Here is a 17226-nt window from a genome sequence, read left to right as displayed (position 1 = left end):
ATGTATATGAGTATTATGTAGACCGAGGGTTACCGGAAGAAGAATTCAGGGTTAAAATGTCTAAGGCATTTGATCAATGGCTGGGCAAAGGCTTTAGTTTTTCGTCCTAATCTATTTGACGCTTACAATGTAGTAGAGAATATCGGAAAGATATAACAAAGCTTAGACATAAAAGGGGCTGCTTAAAACCATGCTATAAACCTATGGTCTAATCAGTCCCTTTTTTTATATTTTACAAAGTAAATGCTTTCATTAAATTATAAGTAGTGCTTAGATGCGTACACATTCTATGCCAAGAATTCTGGATAGCTCCTCCACTTCTTTTGAAAGGTCCCCGTAGCAAAGAGCATAATGCTGGCCCGCAAAATAATCTATCATTTTTTCTATGCTTCCATCTATCTTTACATCCAAGGCAGGCATATAGCCCTGTCTTAATTTTGTTGGGAGCCCTTCCCCTGTAGTATAAATAATATGATAGTTTCCTATATCTTCTACAAGCCTTAAAATGGTTACTCTTCCTGGTTTAAAAACAAAGCTGTTCTGTATTCCTTTAAATCCTACACCTGGCATGAAATTTCTTATTTCCTTGTTATACTGATCTCCTTCTCCCAAACTGAATGGTATAAAACCGCAGGGGGATAGTTTAATGGTGCCATCTTCATTTATATTTATGATGTCAGCATATGCAGTTATATTCCCTGAAAGATAATGCATTAAAAGCATTGAAACAGTAACCAGTATATCTCCTTCACAAGCTGCTACAATAAAATCTTCAGCTAATATTGAAAGAGGAACACACGCTACCATTCCAAACTCTTTGGAAAGCTCATATTGACATTTAACATTTATGGCTTTAAAATCTTTCTCCTGACATATTTTTTTCATAGCCAGATACATTTTTGAAACTGTTAATAAATCTTCCATGGATACATCAGGCATTATTCTTGCAGATTTCTTAAGATATTGGATTACATCCTGACAATCCTCATCTTTAAATTCTTTCATTTTATTTATTAAAGTGTAGGTATCCATTTGCTCAATCTCAGGACCGATTTTCTTTCTCATCAAGAGATGATCAAAAGTCCCTGGATATATACTCATAGAAGTATACCCTACAAGACCTACTGTCGAAATTTTTAATGCCTGATAAGCAGAGGCCGCCTGACAGAAAATTAAAGCTTCTTTGATGGTGTTCTCATCCTCAGGAGTACCTAATAAAGGTTTAAAATTATACCCTAATCTTTTTAAAGATCCTGTAAACATAGCAAAAGAAACAAAGGAACCTGTACTGGTAAGATTGCCTTTATCTCTAAACATTGGAGAACCCCATACAGCAAAGGGAATATGTTCTATTTCCCTCACTACTGACATGGCTACCGGAGATTCAATCCAGGTACTTAGAAACAGTATGACACTGTCTACATCACTTTTAATTATATCTTTTGCTAGAGTTCTTGCTCTTTTTGAATCTGTGGCTATTTCATCTTTCCAGATTACATTAATGCCTTTATCACTTAAGTTTTTAACACTATCTCTTAAAAGTTTCTGAGCATTTTCTCCAACATAATCTATATGCCCAACAGCGATTAATCCTACTGTAGCCATTATTTGTACCCCCCAAATAGTTTCTTGTTTTTACTGGTTTTTCTCCATACACCTCAGAGCACCATCATAAGAATCACTAATACAACCGTCAGTATTCCAATTATTACATGTAAGACAGGATACTGACATTTCGGAACTGCCTTTTTTACTTTCTGTAGAACCTCTTGCTCTGAAATTTTTACAGTGCTGGGCTACATCTATCATTTCATTGCTATCATAAAAAGGTATCATATAATATACCTCCCATTGCTAATATACTTTAACTGTATTATCCGTAATAGAGAGGTATATTATACATAAATCAAATCATTACACATATTGCATTATGCATTATGCATAATGCAATATGTGTAATGCCGTCCATTAATGCCGTATACTAATGTTGTTTACTTATGCTGTTTGTTAATATTGTTTGCATAATGCATTATACTGATAAAGTCGGCTTGTTTTGTTATATTTCCTTTTTGCTATGGTTCAAAGCCTTTGTTTATAGTATAATAAAATACTTTATTTACTATAACTTGTAATATTCCTTGATAAGCTTAAGCCCTTCTTCTGTTGCAGCTTTAAACACCTCTGCTCCAAGTTCGGGAGTAGCATAAGTGGGATCACCAAACAATCCTGTCTTGGTCTCCTGTAGTCCCCATGTTGAAACAGGACCACGAAGCGGAGTATTACATCTTATTGCATCTACATTGGTAAATTCATCGTGATGTACAAGATCAGGCCTTATATGCATAATTGCAGAAGTTTCCCACTCTCCGCCATGAATATCGCCTTGTGGATCTTTCTTTATTTCATTATATCTTTTGGCTGACAAAGAAAATGGTCTCAATGTCATTATATATATATTATGTTTGTCTGCAATTTCTCTCATGACTGTGCGCAGCAGGCTATCATGATTGCCATGGCAATCCAGTAGTACAATCTTTTTAAATCCCATTTCAATTAATGAATTAACCATATTAAATATATAGTTCATAAATGTACGAGTATCAATATTGATACATCCTGGCCACTTTCTTACAATAGCCATAGAAAATCCGAAATATATTGGTTGTGTAACCAGAACAGGTATTTCCTCATCTTCACAGGCTTTCCCCAAGCAATCTCCATAATATTTTGCTATCATAGCATCAGTTTCAACAGGAAGGTGTCTTCCATGTTCTTCTGTAGTTCCTACAGGTATAATTACAACAGCATTTTTCTCAATATATTCCTGAAGTTCAACCCAGGTCTTTTCTCCAAAATAAAATGACATTTTAAAAACTCCTCCTCATTTCATTAAGTAATCTGTTTTGTCCTTTATTTTCTATTTTGACACTATAATTATATCATTAATAATAAAAACTAACAGATAAAAAAATATAATCCTAACTGACAAAAATATAACCTTAAATTCTATATAATCTTAAATTTATATCTTAAATAATTTATATTTATAACTTAAATTTTTATTAAATTAGCAAATGCTGCCATAAGCCTTTTCATGCCTACTTCGTCAAATTGTATTTCAAGTTTATAGTCATCACCTGCTTTCTCAACGGCAATAATTGTACCTTTCCCAAATTTCTTATGTTGCACTCTGTCTCCCACATTAAAACTAATATCAGATACTTGTTTTTTAGGCATCAAATCTTCTACAGATATGAGATTTGAGCCTCTGAAAAGTTTCAAACCACTAATATTTGATGTATTAATTATTTTATCTACTCTTCTGGTTGTTTCACCAACTTCATCCAAAAATTCTGGCGGTATTTCACTTATAAACCTTGAGGGCTGATTATAAGTAGTATTTCCAAACAAAGTTCTGCAGAAAGTATTGGTAATATAAAGCTTTTCTTTAGCTCTGGTCATTCCTACGTAGCAAAGCCTTCTTTCTTCTTCAAGCTCACTTTCACTATCCAAAGATCTGTAGCTCGGAAAAACGCCTTCTTCCATACCAACTATAAAAGCTACCGGAAATTCCAATCCTTTTGCACTGTGCAACGTCATAAGCATTACATAGTCCTTATTCTCCTCAAGAGCATCTATATCCGATATCAGGGATATCCCTTCAAGGAAAGCCTCAAGTCCTTGATCTTCACTTTCTTCTTCGAAATCAACAGCTGCAGAGATAAATTCTTTTATATTCTCAATCCTTGTTTGTGCTTCAGGAGTATCTTCCGCCTGCAACTCTTCTAAAATACCTGTTTTTATAATAACTTCTTCTATCAATGATGATACACTAATGTTGTCCTTTATAGCCATAAACCCGGCAATCATTCTGCAAAAATCCTCCAACTTGGGTGCGGCCCTTTTTAATTCCTTAAATTCGCTTGCAGAGGATATAATGCTGAATATGCTTACTCCTCTGGAATTTGCAATATCTTCAGAAGTTTGAATAGTAACATCACCAATTCCCCGTCTGGGTACATTTATGATTCTCTTCAAGCTGATATTATCTGTAGGATTCTGTATTACTCTTAAGTAAGCTAATATATCTTTTATTTCTTTTCTGTCATAGAATCTTAACCCGCCAAATACTTTATATGGAATACCTTCTCTGATAAGGGCTTCCTCTAATACACGAGATTGCGCATTAACTCTATAAAGTATTGCAAAATCACTGTATCTTTTATTATCATACAGCATCATTCTTTTGATTTCCCTACTTACAAACAGTGCTTCTTCATACTCATTACTTCCTGTATATAGGCTGATATTTGTGCCTTTTGGATTTCCAGTCCACAAAACCTTCTTTTTTCTTCCCTTATTGTTCTTTATCACATTGTTTGCTGCATCTAATATTGTTTGAGTAGAACGGTAATTCTGTTCAAGTTTAATTACTTTGCAATCTTTAAACTCTCTTTCAAAACCCAGTATATTTTCAATATCCGCTCCTCTCCATCCATATATGGACTGATCGTCATCTCCTACAACACATAGGTTTCTGTGTTTTTTTGCTATTAAACTTATAAACCTATACTGGGCTTTATTAGTGTCCTGATATTCATCTACAAGCACATACCTGAACTTATTCTGATAATATTCAAGAACCGCCGGATACTCATTAAACAGCCTTATAGTGAGCATTATTATATCATCAAAGTCCACGGCATTATTATTCTTAAGCTTTTGTTGATATAAACTGTATATTTGAGCAATTTTCTTTTCCCTATAGTTTGATTCATGGACTTCTAAATACTGATCAGGTTCTAACAGGACATCTTTAGCTTTGCCTATTACTTCAAGAATAAGTCTGGGAGGGAAATTTTTCTCGTTAATGTTTAATTCTCTAAGGCAATCTTTTATTAACGTTAACTGATCTGCTGTATCATAAATGACAAAATTTCTATCATACCCAAGTTTTTCTATATCTCTTCTCAGTATTCTTACGCAGTTTGAATGAAATGTGCCAATCCATGCGTTATAAGTCATCTCTCCTAAGAGATTTTCAATTCTTTCCTTCATCTCTCTAGCTGCTTTATTTGTAAAAGTTAACGCAAGGATACTGCTTATATGTACATTTTTTTCTTTTACCAGATATGCAATCCTGTGAGTAAGCACTCTTGTCTTTCCGCTGCCTGCTCCCGCTAATACAAGCAAAGGCCCTTCGGTATTTAAAACTGCTTCTTTTTGTTCCTTGTTTAAACCATGTAATAAATCCATATTTTCTCCTGTATGTTTTTATTAATATTATGTAACTATATAATTATAGAATTCATATAGTTACGTAAAAATAGTCAAGTAAAATTTTTGCGTCAGTGCGTCAGTTTTTACATTAGTTTTTATATTAGTTTTTATATTAGTTTTTATATTAGTTCTTATATCTGTTTTTATATATCTGTTTTTTATAATAGAGTTTTTATTATAGTTTTTATATCAGTTTTACATCAGTTCCTATTCTTTTATAACAGCTTTGTATGGCAATACAATATTTTGCATATTACCAGTATACACCAGAACACACGTTCTGGCAACTGCTTTTAAATATGCTCTGTCAGCGTTAATTTCTTTTATACTGTTTTATCCTGATATTTCGATAATCTTCTCCTGCACCATTATGATAATTTCTATAATGCATATTTTACACTAATTTAAATTTGATTCATTCATTCAAATTTGAATTCATTCAACCATCATTTGCAGAAGCTAAAAATTTCTTAATTTAAAGTTAAAATATAAAATGCCGCAGACTTGCTACGGCATTTTCATTGTAATCCCAATGGCAGGAAATTTTCAGGTCTTATAAAACTTTTTGGAATTTATCTACTCAATTATTACTATTCTATGACTATTCTATTGCTTTTTTTCACTGTATCGCTACTATTAGCTGCCATTTTCTACTTTCTTCTACTATTTGCTGCTATTTTCTATCATTTGCTATTGTTCTTCTATCTAACTTCCCGACCTTCGGATACAATCTATTTATCTAATTTAATTTAGTTCACCTAATTAATTCAGTTTATTTAATTTATTTGATTTATTTTTATTTGATTCACTTGTTTTTTGCTTTTAATGTCCCTGAAAATTTATACTAAATTGCAAAAATGTTTAATTCTCAATTATGTTAAATATGTTAAACTTGAACCTCTCCAGCTTACAGAAGGTGAAGATTCTCGCTTCATGTGTCTCGTTACCTTCTACATTCATGAGCCTCACATCGGGTAATTCATACCTTAGTTTATATTTTATAAATTCACCTTCTACTTATAGAAGTGAGTGTATTCTTGCTGCTTTATGATAAAACCTTGCCGTATTTATCAATCTTCTATCATAACATTATATCATAACTATTGTCATAACTATTTTACCAAATGCCTCATTTCTCAGGCTCTATTAAACCATAATTTCCATCTTTCCTTCTGTATACCACATTCGTCTCAAGAGTATCCGCATTTGAAAATACGAAAAATTCATGACCCAATAAATTCATCTGAAGTATGGCTTCATCAACAGTCATTGGTTTGATAGCAAATCTCTTGGTTCTTACAACTTTAAATTCCGATTCTTCCTCTACATTATTATTCATATTGTTATAATCATTGAAATTTTCTATTTTAAATGCGCCATTATGAATCTTTTTAGATAATCTTGTTTTATTTTTTCTTATTTGTCCTTCAAGTCTGTCAATGGCTTTGTCTATGGCAGCATACATATCCTCGTGTGCAACCTCTGCTCTCATGACTACTCCATTAAAGAAAATGGTTATTTCCACTACATGCCTGCTTCTCTGAACACTCATCATTACCTGTGCTTCCGCATCCACGTTAAAAAACTTTTCTAACTTGGATAGTTTTTTTATTGCTTTTTCCCTCAAAGCCTCAGTAACTTCAAAATTCTTACCATTTACTTTAATTTTCATATAAGTAGCAACTCCTCTCCTATAATATATTCTGTATTATCCAGCTGCCTTTAATTAACGGTAGAAAATTTTTCTCTCACATAATAATTTTCTACCCCTAATATATTTCAACGAGGCGGCAGATATATTTACCTAGCGCCTCGTTATGAAAATACATTTAAGATAATTTACCACCCCCGTATATAAATCTTAAATGGATAATATATCCTTCTTATAAATTATTATACCACTTTTTTCAGAAATAAAACTTTATATGAATTTTTTATATTTCTTCCCTTTCTCTGATTATATCTTGTTAATTTTAGGAATATTCCTCAAGAATATTTCTTTTAAAGAGGATGTAAGTCGTATTCTCGAATCACGGTTATTGATACTCAATCATTTCTGACTGGACATATTATATTGCAACAAGCAAGCCCTTACTGTAAAAATATTCAAGATACAGCTTGTCAAATTATCTGCTACTGTAGAGGTAACAGACATTTATGTCTACCACTTTGAATCCTGTTTTTTAAAACTATGTAGTCTAATGAAGTTAATATTGTGGATTAATTTATTAAATAATATTTAATAATTGTTAATACAAGCTTCTAATCAAGTGAATTTTGGATGTTATCCACAAGCAAAAGACAAAACATGTGTTTTGTGAATATGTTTTCTGTGGATAATGTGCATAAATCTGTGAATAACTTTAACAAGCATGTTTCAGGTGTGGATAATAATTTAATATAAAATTATCCAATTTTTTGTAATCCTTAATATTTTTAACAGCATAACATCATATTGATACGTTTTGTGTTCCATAAGGAGGAACTGAATTGATGTATATTATATAAATAATCTTGTAGCTTATGCTTTTCTTTAAAAAGAAATAAAGAAATATCACTTTAAGAATATTTCTTTTGAGAATATCATCTTTTCACAGGACTATTTTCATTTTTGATTTATTTCTAATTTATTTTATTTCATCTTTATCTATTTTAATTTAATCTATCAGTTGCTTAAACATTTAAGTTAATATTTGAATAAATTTACCATTTGGTTTAATCATTAGTCTAAAATAATTGATAATATTCAGCAGTTTAAATAAATATATAATTATATAATCTAATATCTATTTTCAAAACAGTCACTGCAATATACAGGCCTGTCAAGGCGAGGTTTAAAAGGAACTTTAGTTTTTTTACCACACTGAGAGCAAACTGCTTCAAACATTTCTTTGCTTTTTCTTTGTTCCCCTGATTTGCTAAATTGCATCTTTCTGATATCTCTACAGGTTTTACAGCGTGTAGGTTCATTTTGGAAACCTTTTTCAGCATAAAACTCCTGCTCACCCGCTGAAAAAATAAAATCTTTTCCGCAGTCTTTACATTTTAATGTTTTGTCTTCGAACATATAGGATTCGCCCCATTTCCAGGAAAACTAGATATTAGAAATGTAAGACTAGATATATAGTTTTAACTCCTGAAGAATACTTGACTAGTTATCAATTTCTAAGTACTAATTTCCTAATATTAGTATTTTATTACATTCTACTATCTAAATACTAATAATGCAAGAAAAAAATAATATTGTTAAATATTTGTTAACTATTAACAATATTATTTTTAACAATATAATTATGATTAATATAACTATGATTTATGACTAATGAATTAATAATTAATTATTAAAAATATTTATATCATTACGATTTGCTCAGGGAATCAATATAATTATTCTTAATTGTATCTTCATTATAACAGCAATCTTTTCCTTCTTTTACTCTTGATTCAATTTTGGAAGCCTCCATTACTTTTTCCATAATAGTTTCTTTTATGGTATGGACATCTTCTTCAATCACAAAGGTTCTTTTTATATTCTCCAGAACTTCCGGTTCTGATAATTCTGATAAATCAATATCCATACAATGTTCATTACTGCAGAGCCTGAATAAAGCTTTATATTCGTAATAGTCCTCAGTAATATTAAGATTTACCACTTTTAATTCCTTAATCTTCATAATGAATCCTCCAATACTATTACTTTTTTCGATGTGACTTTGAACGGTTATCCTTCTATAATTGTTATTCTTCTATTATAGTAGGATAGATAAAAGCAACTTAGAATTTAAATTATAATATTCTATACTCATAGCTTTAATTATATTAATAATTTTACCCTATAATTAAACTATTAAACAATAAATATTAAAATAAAGAATAAAAAACAATAAAACTCTTTATGATCTTAATAATTTTTAATAATTTTTATCTTTTCTCGCTCCTTTACTGCTACTACATTACATATTCTATTTTTATAGATTTTACTCTTTCCTCGCATAAAAATATTCGGCACAGGCCCTTTACAACGAACATATGTTCGTTATATAATAATATTTACCAGATGATAGTAATATCAGGTAGTGATAAGGTGAAAAAAAGAATCATTTTTCATATAGATGTAAATAGTGCATATTTAAGTTGGGAGGCTGTTTACAGGCTTCAGCACGGAGACACGGTAGATTTGCGGGAAATACCCTCTGTTGTCGGCGGAGATGAGGAAACCAGGCATGGTATTGTTCTGGCTAAATCTATCCCCGCAAAAAAATTTAAAATAAAAACAGGAGAAACTCTGTGGCAGGCCAGGCAAAAATGCCCCGGATTGGTAGTAGTCCGTCCGAACTATTACTTATATATGCAATGCTCGTCTGCATTGCTAAATCTTCTTAGGGATTATTCTGACAGAATACAGCCTTTTAGCATAGATGAATTTTTTCTGGACTTTACGGGAATGGAAAAAGTTTTCAGAGATGATGCCGTAACAGTTGCAAATAAAATACGGGAACGAATAAAAAAGGAACTTGGCTTTACTGTTAATATAGGTATAAGTTCAAATAAACTTCTTGCAAAAATGGGTAGCGAATTAAAAAAGCCAGATATGGTACATACTCTTTTCCCTGAAGAAATTCCTTACAAACTTTGGCCTTTGCCTGTAGAAGACCTTTTCATGGTAGGGCGTGCCACTGCTCCCAAGCTGCATAGTATGGGTATCTATACTATTGGAGATCTGGCCAGATGTGATATAGAACTTTTAAAATACAAACTAAAAAGCTGGGGTATAACATTATGGAATTTTGCCAACGGAATTGAAGATTCCTCTGTTCGTTCTCACGGAAGAATATCAAATATCAAGGGAATTGGTAATTCTACAACCATACGTTTTGACGTTGAAGACAGGGAAACAGCTCATAAAGTACTGCTATCACTAGTTGAAACAGTAGCAATGCGACTTCGGCATGAAGGATTTTGTTGCCGGGTAGTTGCTGTTTCAATTAAGACAAAAGACCTTTATTCATTCAGCCATCAAAGAAAGTTAGAAGTTCCTACAGACTGCACAAATGCAATATTCGCAGAAACAAAGAAACTCTTTGATGAAGCCTGGAAAGGAGAGCCTATACGTCATCTGGGAGTAAGAGTATCTGATTTATACAGAGATGACTCTGTACAGTTATCACTTTTTTGTAAAGATTGGGATAAACAACTTAAAATTGACCGGGCTATCGATGATATCAGGCTGAAATACGGACCTAGGTCGGTAATTCGATCAACCTTTTTACAGTCAGGAATAAATCCTCTCCAGGGTGGAGTGGTAGAAGATTTCCCTATAATGAGCAGTATTTTATAGGTGGTGGAATAGTATGAAAGTCTTAATGAAACCGATAAAAATGATTGCCTGGTTTGAGGAAGACGGAAAAATCACTCCTGTCCGATATCAGCTTATAAATGAAGACGGCAAAAAAACAATTAATATAAATAGGATTTTCTATCAGGATGAAGAAAAGCTTGCAGGTAATCGGATGTATATTTATAAGTGCCAGAGTATTATTAATGGAGTGGAAAAAGTATATGAACTAAAATATGAGGTAAATACCTGCAAATGGTTTTTATATAAAATGTAGGGTATGTAAGATGTGGCCTATATAAAGATATCCCCGCATTTTTCATAAAGATAACGCCTGCATTTCTATATAGCTCGATTAAAACTTATAAACTTATGTTCATTACCCATATATACTCATATAAAGGCGATGTATTAATGCCCTAAAAGAAGCCTCAAACTTTATATCATTATCTTTTAATCTCTTTTTAGGACCAGCTATTCTTTTACCTGAACACCTGACTTTTTGGGAAATGTGCCTTTCAAATAAAAGCCGGTCTATATTCTCACTGGAATATATCATCCCATTTTGATTTATTGCTGCGGCTCCTTTTCCAATAGCCATAGCTGCCAGACCAAAATCTTGAGTGACTACGACATCGCCTGGTAAAGTCCTGTTAATAATGGCAAGATCTGCAGAATTTTCCTGCTTGTCAACAGTAATTACTTCTGAGTATCCATCATCAATTATGTGGCTGGTATCAATGATCATTATGACAGGTAAACCGAACTCCTTTGCAACTTTTATAATTGTATTCTTTACAGGTACAGGGCAAGCATCTGCATCTACTAATATTTTCAACTAAATTCCTCCTTTGGGAGCATTCTGTGGGAGTCCTGTTTGGGAACCTGTTTGGGGACATTCCTGCTTTTTTGAAATATCTTATCTGGTAACCTGTAATTTGTGTGAACCCTACTTCTTGCTCTCTAAAATCATAAAAATTATTACATAATAATAAAAATTATTATTTAGAAATGTTATACCTAAAACTGTTAATTATGCAGAACTGTCCCCTGCCACGTTTCTGCAGAACTGTCCCCTACTTTTTCCCCTACTTTTAAACATCAATCACAAGTTCAATCGGGCAATGATCTGAACCCAGGATATTCTGATGAATATGAGCATTTAACATTTTCTCTTTAATTCTCTCAGATACGCAAAAGTAATCAATACGCCATCCCGCGTTTCTTTCTCTGGCTTTGAACATATATGACCACCATGTGTAAGCCTCAGTTTTATCGGGATAAAAATATCGGTAGCTATCGATAAAACCAGACTCTAAAAACTCTGTAAACTTAGCTCTCTCCTCATCTGTAAAACCTGCATTTCTCCTGTTTGAAGAGGGATTCTTAAGGTCTATTTCTTTATGAGCTACGTTAAAATCACCACATGAAATTACAGGCTTTTTTTCATCAAGGTTCTTTAAATAACTTCTAAAATTATCTTCCCATCTCATTCTATAATCTAGCCTTTCCAGTCCCTTTTGAGAATTAGGAGTATATACATTAACTAGATAGTATTCATCGAATTCAAGAGTTATAACCCTACCCTCATTATCATACTCTTCTATACCTATACCGTATGCAATGCTAACAGGCTTAACTTTTGTAAATACAGCTGTTCCTGAGTATCCCTTCTTAGTTGCATAGTTCCAGTACTGAAAGTATCCTTCCAGTTCAAGGTCAACCTGTCCTTCCTGAAGCTTTGTTTCTTGTATGCAAAAAATATCCGCATTAATATTATGAAAAAAATCTAGAAATCCTTTCTCTAAACATGCTCTAAGTCCATTTACATTCCATGATATCATTTTCATAAATCTCTTTACCTCACATAAAATATATAGGGACAGTCCTTTACAATAGTCAAAAAACTGTACTTTAAAAAATTCGCTTCAATAATAGGAGCATCTTTCAATAGTAGGAAAAAATAGTAATGGTAGTCAGCACTACTTTGACAGCCTTACTCTACTTAATTCCTCGCTTTATTATCTACTCTATTTCTAATTTATACATCTCTTACCAATTTTTCAACAAATTCTATATCTGCAGGCATAAAATTATAGTTTTTAAGTTGATTTATATCAACCCATTTTACTTGATTGTGAACATTAAGTCGAAGATTACCACCTATTAGTCTAACATTAAACACTGTAAACTTTATATCTTGAGAATTATATCTATATATACTTGTAGTAAAAATATCGATAACTTCAACATCTAAATTTAATTCTTCCTTTATCTCCCGAGTTATGCATTCTTCAGGAGTTTCTCCTTCCTCTAGCTTGCCACCCGGGAACTCCCATAATAAACCGCACTCATCATCTGCAGCTCGCTGGGCAATAAGTACTTTATTATCCTGACGTATTATAGCTGCTGTAACCTGTTTCATAAAGGAGACGCTCCTTCATTTTTGTTTCTCTTTGTTTTTTGTCTTCGTCTTATTCCTTATTTCTTCGTTTCCGACACTTTTTTATTCATCGCTTTTTTTACATTTGTCTTTTGTCCTGTATTGTCTAATGTATTGTTTGTTATGTACCGATGTTACGCTGATGCAATGTTTTTTCATATGCTGTCTTATGCCGTTTGCTGTTTGAGGCAACGGCTGGTGCTGTTGCTGTGCGACACTTAGCCATATTTTAACGTATTATTACCGTTTATTGTTACTATATTACTGTACTCTCATCTTTGCTTACTCCTATCAAATTACCATACCGTACTCCCATTCTAGCGCTTTAAATCCTTTTGTTCAAGGGGATCCTGCTTATGTTTCTCTGTCAGTCTTGTTATTACTGCATTCCTACTATATTTTACTGTATTCTTTCTGCATCCTTACTGGATTCCTATAACTTACACTGTTTTATATCGCAATAAAACAAATTATTTTTTTCGAACATTTGTTCTTTACAAATATTACCTGTAATGCTATAATATTGCTTGAGGTGATAAAAAATGCCAAGAATCGCAAGAAAAAAGTCAGAAGATGCTATGTATCATGTAATGTCTAGAAGCATCAGTGAGGTAGATCTATTTCAGTGTGATGAAGATAAAAACTATTACCTTTTACTATTAAAAAAATATAAAGAAAAATATCATTGCAGGATTTATTCATATATTCTTATGGATAATCACGTACATATCTATATTGACCCATGTGGGGCTGATATTTCATCCTTCATGCAAAGCCTAAATACCGCCTATGTAAGCTATTTTAACAGGCGATATAATCGACATGGACATCTATTTCAAGGTAGATTTGCAAGTGCAATAGTAGACAACATTTCTTATATTCTCAAACTGTCAGCATATATTCATAATAACGCAAAAGATTTGCCGGGATATTTCGGAAAAGAAGAATTATACAAATATTCCTCATATGGGATATACGTTGGTCTAATGGAAGATACACATGAAATTGTTGATACAGAATATATATTAAAATTATTTAGCAGCGACAAAGATTTAGCACAGCAGAAGTATAAGACTTTTGTCCAATCCATGAAGGACACTGATTTTATGGAAGAAATAGATGAAAATATAATAAAGGCATATACTGAAAATGAGTATAAAAGTGAGAAACGTTATATTGTGAGAACCAGAAAGCCGGATGAATTATTACATAGAATAGGTGAGATACTTGGTGAAAAACTTTCATGGAAATTAAGATCCAAGTACTGTAGTGAAACTAAAAAAGTTAGAGCGTTTGTCATTTATGTATTAAGAGTACTATGTGGATATACATACAAAGATCTATGTGATTATATAGGAAACATATCAATATCAGGAATATCTCGATTATCAAATGAAGGATTCAATCTATTAAAAAAATATAAAAGATACCAGATGGCTTTCTGTTCATTAATCCAATAAAAAACTATCTCGTCTAATAAAAATAAAAAACAATCTCGTAATCTCATAATGCTTAGTTTAAAGGTATTATAATACTCAACTTTACGACCTTGCTTAAAAATAAGCATGACTTTCTTTTTTGAACTTTTTTATTGACTTCTTAATTTATATATTTTTAAGGGTAATATATATATTGATAATTTTATTAAAATTTACAAAATGTTGAATTCTATAAAAAGCTAATTAAATTCTGAAAATAATATTATATCTAATATATCTGCAGATATTCTCTGTAATTAAAAATATTAATTCCTTTTTTAATTCCTTTTTAGTTAACTGCTTAATCTTTTAGTGACTGTAACTGTTAGCTAATCTTATTATAAATAGTTTTAGGATTGTTTTTAAAATCAATCCGTAACTTATAAATTTATCTTCAACAGATTCCTAATACTTTATTTACTAAGCTTTTTTATAAAGTTTTCATTAATATTTTCTAGCTTTTCCCATTGCTATTCTTTTATCTAAAATCCCTTTCTAATTTGAAAATAGGTTTTCTACATACTACATGATTTTTCATAAATAAAAAGAAATGTCCCTTAAAAAGAATGTCCCAATAGCAGTTTCCCTTATGGCCATATGTATAAAAATCACGTCTTAAAACATAGTGTACTATTTATCCAGAGTCAGATACAATAAACGTAGATTAAAGTATACAGGGGTGAAACCAGAACAGAACAGGAACAAAGCAGATTAATGGCTAAAATAAAATACTTAAAGAAACAAGCCTGATAATTGGCAATAGAGTAGGGAATGAAAAGTTTTATATTATGATTTCCCTTTATGGAAATATTAAACATTAATAAAGGGATCATTTTGTAAAGAAATAAAAGATCTACTTGATACAAAAGGAAAATTATGAACAACATGCTCTTTTGATAAAAGTAAAATATGGTATGAAGGAGTATCGCCCACCTGCCATTATGAAAAGGAATGTCCCCAAATTTTGAATGGAGGAGTAATAAACTATGACAAGTAGAGAAAGAGTAAAAAAAGCCCTTAAGCGAGAAAAAGCTGATAGGCCGGCAACTTCCCTCAGATGTACCGATGAAGTTTGGCAATCTTTAATGCAATATTTTTCTGTTGATACCCGCATTGATGTTCTCGACAAACTAGATATAGATATGAGGTGGATATACTTAACATATATAGGTCCCAAAGAGCGTTCAACACCAACATTAGGCGGAGAAGGAACTGATATATGGGGTAATGTAATGAAAGCTTCCACTAATCAATATAATACTTACTATGAAATTGTCGAACATCCTCTAGCTAAATTTACAACAGTTGATGAGATTATGGATTATGATTGGCCGAGTTTAGATTGGTGGGATTATTCTAAAATAAAGGATACAATTAAGGAACATAAAAAAGTCGATGACAGGGCTATAATGTTTTTTGCAGGAGGTGCTTTTGAAACACCTTGGTACATGAGAGGAATGGAACAGTTCTTCATCGATATGTATGAAAATCCAGAAATAGTTGATGCAATCTGTTTTAAAGTAAGAGAGTATTATTATAATAGGGCAATGAGAGCATTAGATGCTGCCGATGGAGAAATTGATATTATTGGTTCCGGAGGTGACATAGGAGGGCAGGAATGTTTAATGCTCAGTCCTGATCTATGGCGCAAGCTCATTAAGCCCCATAGTGCAGGTCTTACTATGCCCTTCAAAAAAATGGGACTTGGAACTTTCTATCATTCATGTGGTTCAGTAGCAGAAGTAGTAGATGATCTTATAGAAATTGGTATCGATGTTCTTGACCCAATTCAGGTTACAGCAGCCGGTATGCAGCCAGAAAGTCTCTTCAGTAAATTTGGTGACAGAATATCTTTCCATGGAGCTATTGACGAAGTTGAACTGTTGCCTCATGCTACACCTAAAGAAGTTTATGATGAGACAACCAGGATTATTTCTATATTGGGCAGAAATGGAGGCTATATAGTATCCCCTTCACATCAAGTCCAGGGAGACACCAGTGTTGAAAATATTATAGCTATCTTTAATGCAGTTAAAGATTATAGATATTAATTGATTAAAATAACACTAATATTTTAGTTTCATAATTATACGCTAAACGATAAATTATATTACAATTACAGTATTTTAGTGTAATATTGATTCCTAATTCAAATAATATACAGATATCTTCTTTCGTATTGCGTAAATTGCGTATTATAAATGTCAGAATTATATATGTTGGTATATTATAAGCTAATATCAGTATCTGGAGTACTAGTAGTATTAATAGTACTCCTTTTGTTTTTCCTGAATTTTCCGGGCGTCATGCCGGTTATTTCCTTAAATGCCTTAGTGAAATATTTCGTATTATTATAACCTACATTTTCAGCAATTCTTGAAACAGTCATATTACTATTCACAAGTAGTTCTTTTGCTGCAAAAACCCTCATTTGAGCGAGCTTTTGGCTAAATGTTAGTCCATAATATTTAACCATTACCCTTTCTAATTGACGGACACTTAAATTAAGCTGTTTAGCAAGATCACAAGGATGAATATCATTCATATAATTTAATGCAAAAAAATATTTATTGCAAAATAGAAACGGACAAAGTTGCAAAAAAAATTCCCCAGTTTTGCAACTATGAATTCCCCACTATTGCAAAAGGCCATTGAAGGCACCACACCAAAATAATATCCTTGTGATTGAT

Annotated in this window: 15 protein-coding genes; 4 read left to right on the top strand and 11 right to left on the bottom strand. The window is 32.1% G+C overall.

What is annotated here, in order from left to right:
• Positions 1–270: 270 nt before the first annotated feature.
• The 7 genes from GXX20_03900 to GXX20_03870 all read right to left on the bottom strand — a co-directional run bounded on the left by GXX20_03900 (position 271) and on the right by GXX20_03870 (position 8954).
• The gene (locus GXX20_03900; GenBank protein HHW30807.1) at positions 271–1605 is read right to left on the bottom strand and encodes a hypothetical protein; all 1335 of its coding nucleotides are present in this window, start codon (positions 1603–1605) and stop codon (positions 271–273) included.
• Positions 1606–1635: 30 nt separating this feature from the next.
• The gene (locus GXX20_03895; GenBank protein HHW30806.1) at positions 1636–1836 is read right to left on the bottom strand and encodes a hypothetical protein; all 201 of its coding nucleotides are present in this window, start codon (positions 1834–1836) and stop codon (positions 1636–1638) included.
• A 283-nt stretch (positions 1837–2119) separates the two neighbouring features.
• Positions 2120–2866, bottom strand: a complete 747-nt coding sequence (locus tag GXX20_03890; GenBank protein ID HHW30805.1) for a creatininase family protein — start codon at positions 2864–2866, stop codon at positions 2120–2122.
• A 185-nt stretch (positions 2867–3051) separates the two neighbouring features.
• A complete protein-coding gene (gene pcrA / locus GXX20_03885; GenBank protein HHW30804.1) occupies positions 3052–5256 on the bottom strand; it encodes a DNA helicase PcrA in 2205 nt (734 codons plus the stop codon).
• A 1153-nt stretch (positions 5257–6409) separates the two neighbouring features.
• Positions 6410–6952 carry a ribosome-associated translation inhibitor RaiA gene (gene raiA, locus GXX20_03880; GenBank protein HHW30803.1) on the bottom strand — a complete coding sequence of 181 codons (543 nt, stop codon included), beginning with the start codon at positions 6950–6952 and terminating at the stop codon, positions 6410–6412.
• Between the two features lie 1107 nt (positions 6953–8059).
• Positions 8060–8347, bottom strand: a complete 288-nt coding sequence (locus GXX20_03875; GenBank protein HHW30802.1) for a zinc-binding protein — start codon at positions 8345–8347, stop codon at positions 8060–8062.
• Positions 8348–8639: 292 nt separating this feature from the next.
• Positions 8640–8954 (bottom strand): hypothetical protein, encoded by a 315-nt coding sequence (locus tag GXX20_03870; GenBank protein HHW30801.1) that lies wholly within the window; start codon positions 8952–8954, stop codon positions 8640–8642.
• A gap of 410 nt (positions 8955–9364) precedes the next feature.
• On the opposite strand from GXX20_03870, the gene GXX20_03865 reads away from it, so the two are divergent.
• Both GXX20_03865 and GXX20_03860 read left to right on the top strand, forming a co-directional pair.
• On the top strand, positions 9365–10618 hold the full coding sequence (locus GXX20_03865; GenBank protein ID HHW30800.1) for a DNA polymerase IV: 1254 nt from the start codon (positions 9365–9367) through the stop codon (positions 10616–10618).
• 13 nt (positions 10619–10631) lie between these two features.
• Positions 10632–10892 carry a hypothetical protein gene (locus GXX20_03860; protein ID HHW30799.1) on the top strand — a complete coding sequence of 87 codons (261 nt, stop codon included), beginning with the start codon at positions 10632–10634 and terminating at the stop codon, positions 10890–10892.
• 102 nt (positions 10893–10994) lie between these two features.
• Here the strand turns inward: GXX20_03860 and GXX20_03855 are convergent, their stop codons facing one another.
• From GXX20_03855 to mutT, 3 genes are all read right to left on the bottom strand, one after another.
• Positions 10995–11453 (bottom strand): YaiI/YqxD family protein, encoded by a 459-nt coding sequence (locus tag GXX20_03855; GenBank protein ID HHW30798.1) that lies wholly within the window; start codon positions 11451–11453, stop codon positions 10995–10997.
• A 256-nt stretch (positions 11454–11709) separates the two neighbouring features.
• The gene (gene xth / locus GXX20_03850) at positions 11710–12465 is read right to left on the bottom strand and encodes an exodeoxyribonuclease III (GenBank protein HHW30797.1); all 756 of its coding nucleotides are present in this window, start codon (positions 12463–12465) and stop codon (positions 11710–11712) included.
• 191 nt (positions 12466–12656) lie between these two features.
• Entirely contained in the window at positions 12657–13040 is a 384-nt protein-coding gene (gene mutT, locus GXX20_03845; protein ID HHW30796.1) for an 8-oxo-dGTP diphosphatase MutT, read from the bottom strand.
• Positions 13041–13600: 560 nt separating this feature from the next.
• On the opposite strand from mutT, the gene GXX20_03840 reads away from it, so the two are divergent.
• The gene (locus tag GXX20_03840; protein ID HHW30795.1) at positions 13601–14518 is read left to right on the top strand and encodes a transposase; all 918 of its coding nucleotides are present in this window, start codon (positions 13601–13603) and stop codon (positions 14516–14518) included.
• Between the two features lie 1004 nt (positions 14519–15522).
• Positions 15523–16587: a hypothetical protein gene (locus GXX20_03835; protein ID HHW30794.1), complete on the top strand. Its 1065-nt coding sequence runs from the start codon at positions 15523–15525 to the stop codon at positions 16585–16587.
• A 176-nt stretch (positions 16588–16763) separates the two neighbouring features.
• Here GXX20_03835 and GXX20_03830 read toward each other — a convergent pair whose 3' ends face one another.
• A complete protein-coding gene (locus GXX20_03830) occupies positions 16764–17081 on the bottom strand; it encodes a helix-turn-helix transcriptional regulator (GenBank protein ID HHW30793.1) in 318 nt (105 codons plus the stop codon).
• Positions 17082–17226: the final 145 nt, after the last annotated feature.

Source organism: Clostridiaceae bacterium, assembly GCA_012840395.1.
In the GTDB taxonomy this organism is placed as follows: Bacteria; Bacillota; Clostridia; order Acetivibrionales; family DULL01; genus DULL01.
Note: the sequence above shows the minus strand (reverse complement) of the source record. Positions and strands in the feature narration are given on the sequence as shown.

Coding starts and splice junctions, on each gene's coding strand:
- GXX20_03900 (HHW30807.1), bottom strand. CDS start 1,605: ATGGCTACAGTAGGATTAATCGCTGTTGGGCATATAGATTATGTTGGA.
- GXX20_03895 (HHW30806.1), bottom strand. CDS start 1,836: ATGATACCTTTTTATGATAGCAATGAAATGATAGATGTAGCCCAGCAC.
- GXX20_03890 (HHW30805.1), bottom strand. CDS start 2,866: ATGTCATTTTATTTTGGAGAAAAGACCTGGGTTGAACTTCAGGAATAT.
- pcrA (HHW30804.1), bottom strand. CDS start 5,256: ATGGATTTATTACATGGTTTAAACAAGGAACAAAAAGAAGCAGTTTTA.
- raiA (HHW30803.1), bottom strand. CDS start 6,952: ATGAAAATTAAAGTAAATGGTAAGAATTTTGAAGTTACTGAGGCTTTG.
- GXX20_03875 (HHW30802.1), bottom strand. CDS start 8,347: ATGTTCGAAGACAAAACATTAAAATGTAAAGACTGCGGAAAAGATTTT.
- GXX20_03870 (HHW30801.1), bottom strand. CDS start 8,954: ATGAAGATTAAGGAATTAAAAGTGGTAAATCTTAATATTACTGAGGAC.
- GXX20_03860 (HHW30799.1), top strand. CDS start 10,632: ATGAAAGTCTTAATGAAACCGATAAAAATGATTGCCTGGTTTGAGGAA.
- xth (HHW30797.1), bottom strand. CDS start 12,465: ATGAAAATGATATCATGGAATGTAAATGGACTTAGAGCATGTTTAGAG.
- mutT (HHW30796.1), bottom strand. CDS start 13,040: ATGAAACAGGTTACAGCAGCTATAATACGTCAGGATAATAAAGTACTT.
- GXX20_03840 (HHW30795.1), top strand. CDS start 13,601: ATGCCAAGAATCGCAAGAAAAAAGTCAGAAGATGCTATGTATCATGTA.
- GXX20_03835 (HHW30794.1), top strand. CDS start 15,523: ATGACAAGTAGAGAAAGAGTAAAAAAAGCCCTTAAGCGAGAAAAAGCT.
- GXX20_03830 (HHW30793.1), bottom strand. CDS start 17,081: ATGAATGATATTCATCCTTGTGATCTTGCTAAACAGCTTAATTTAAGT.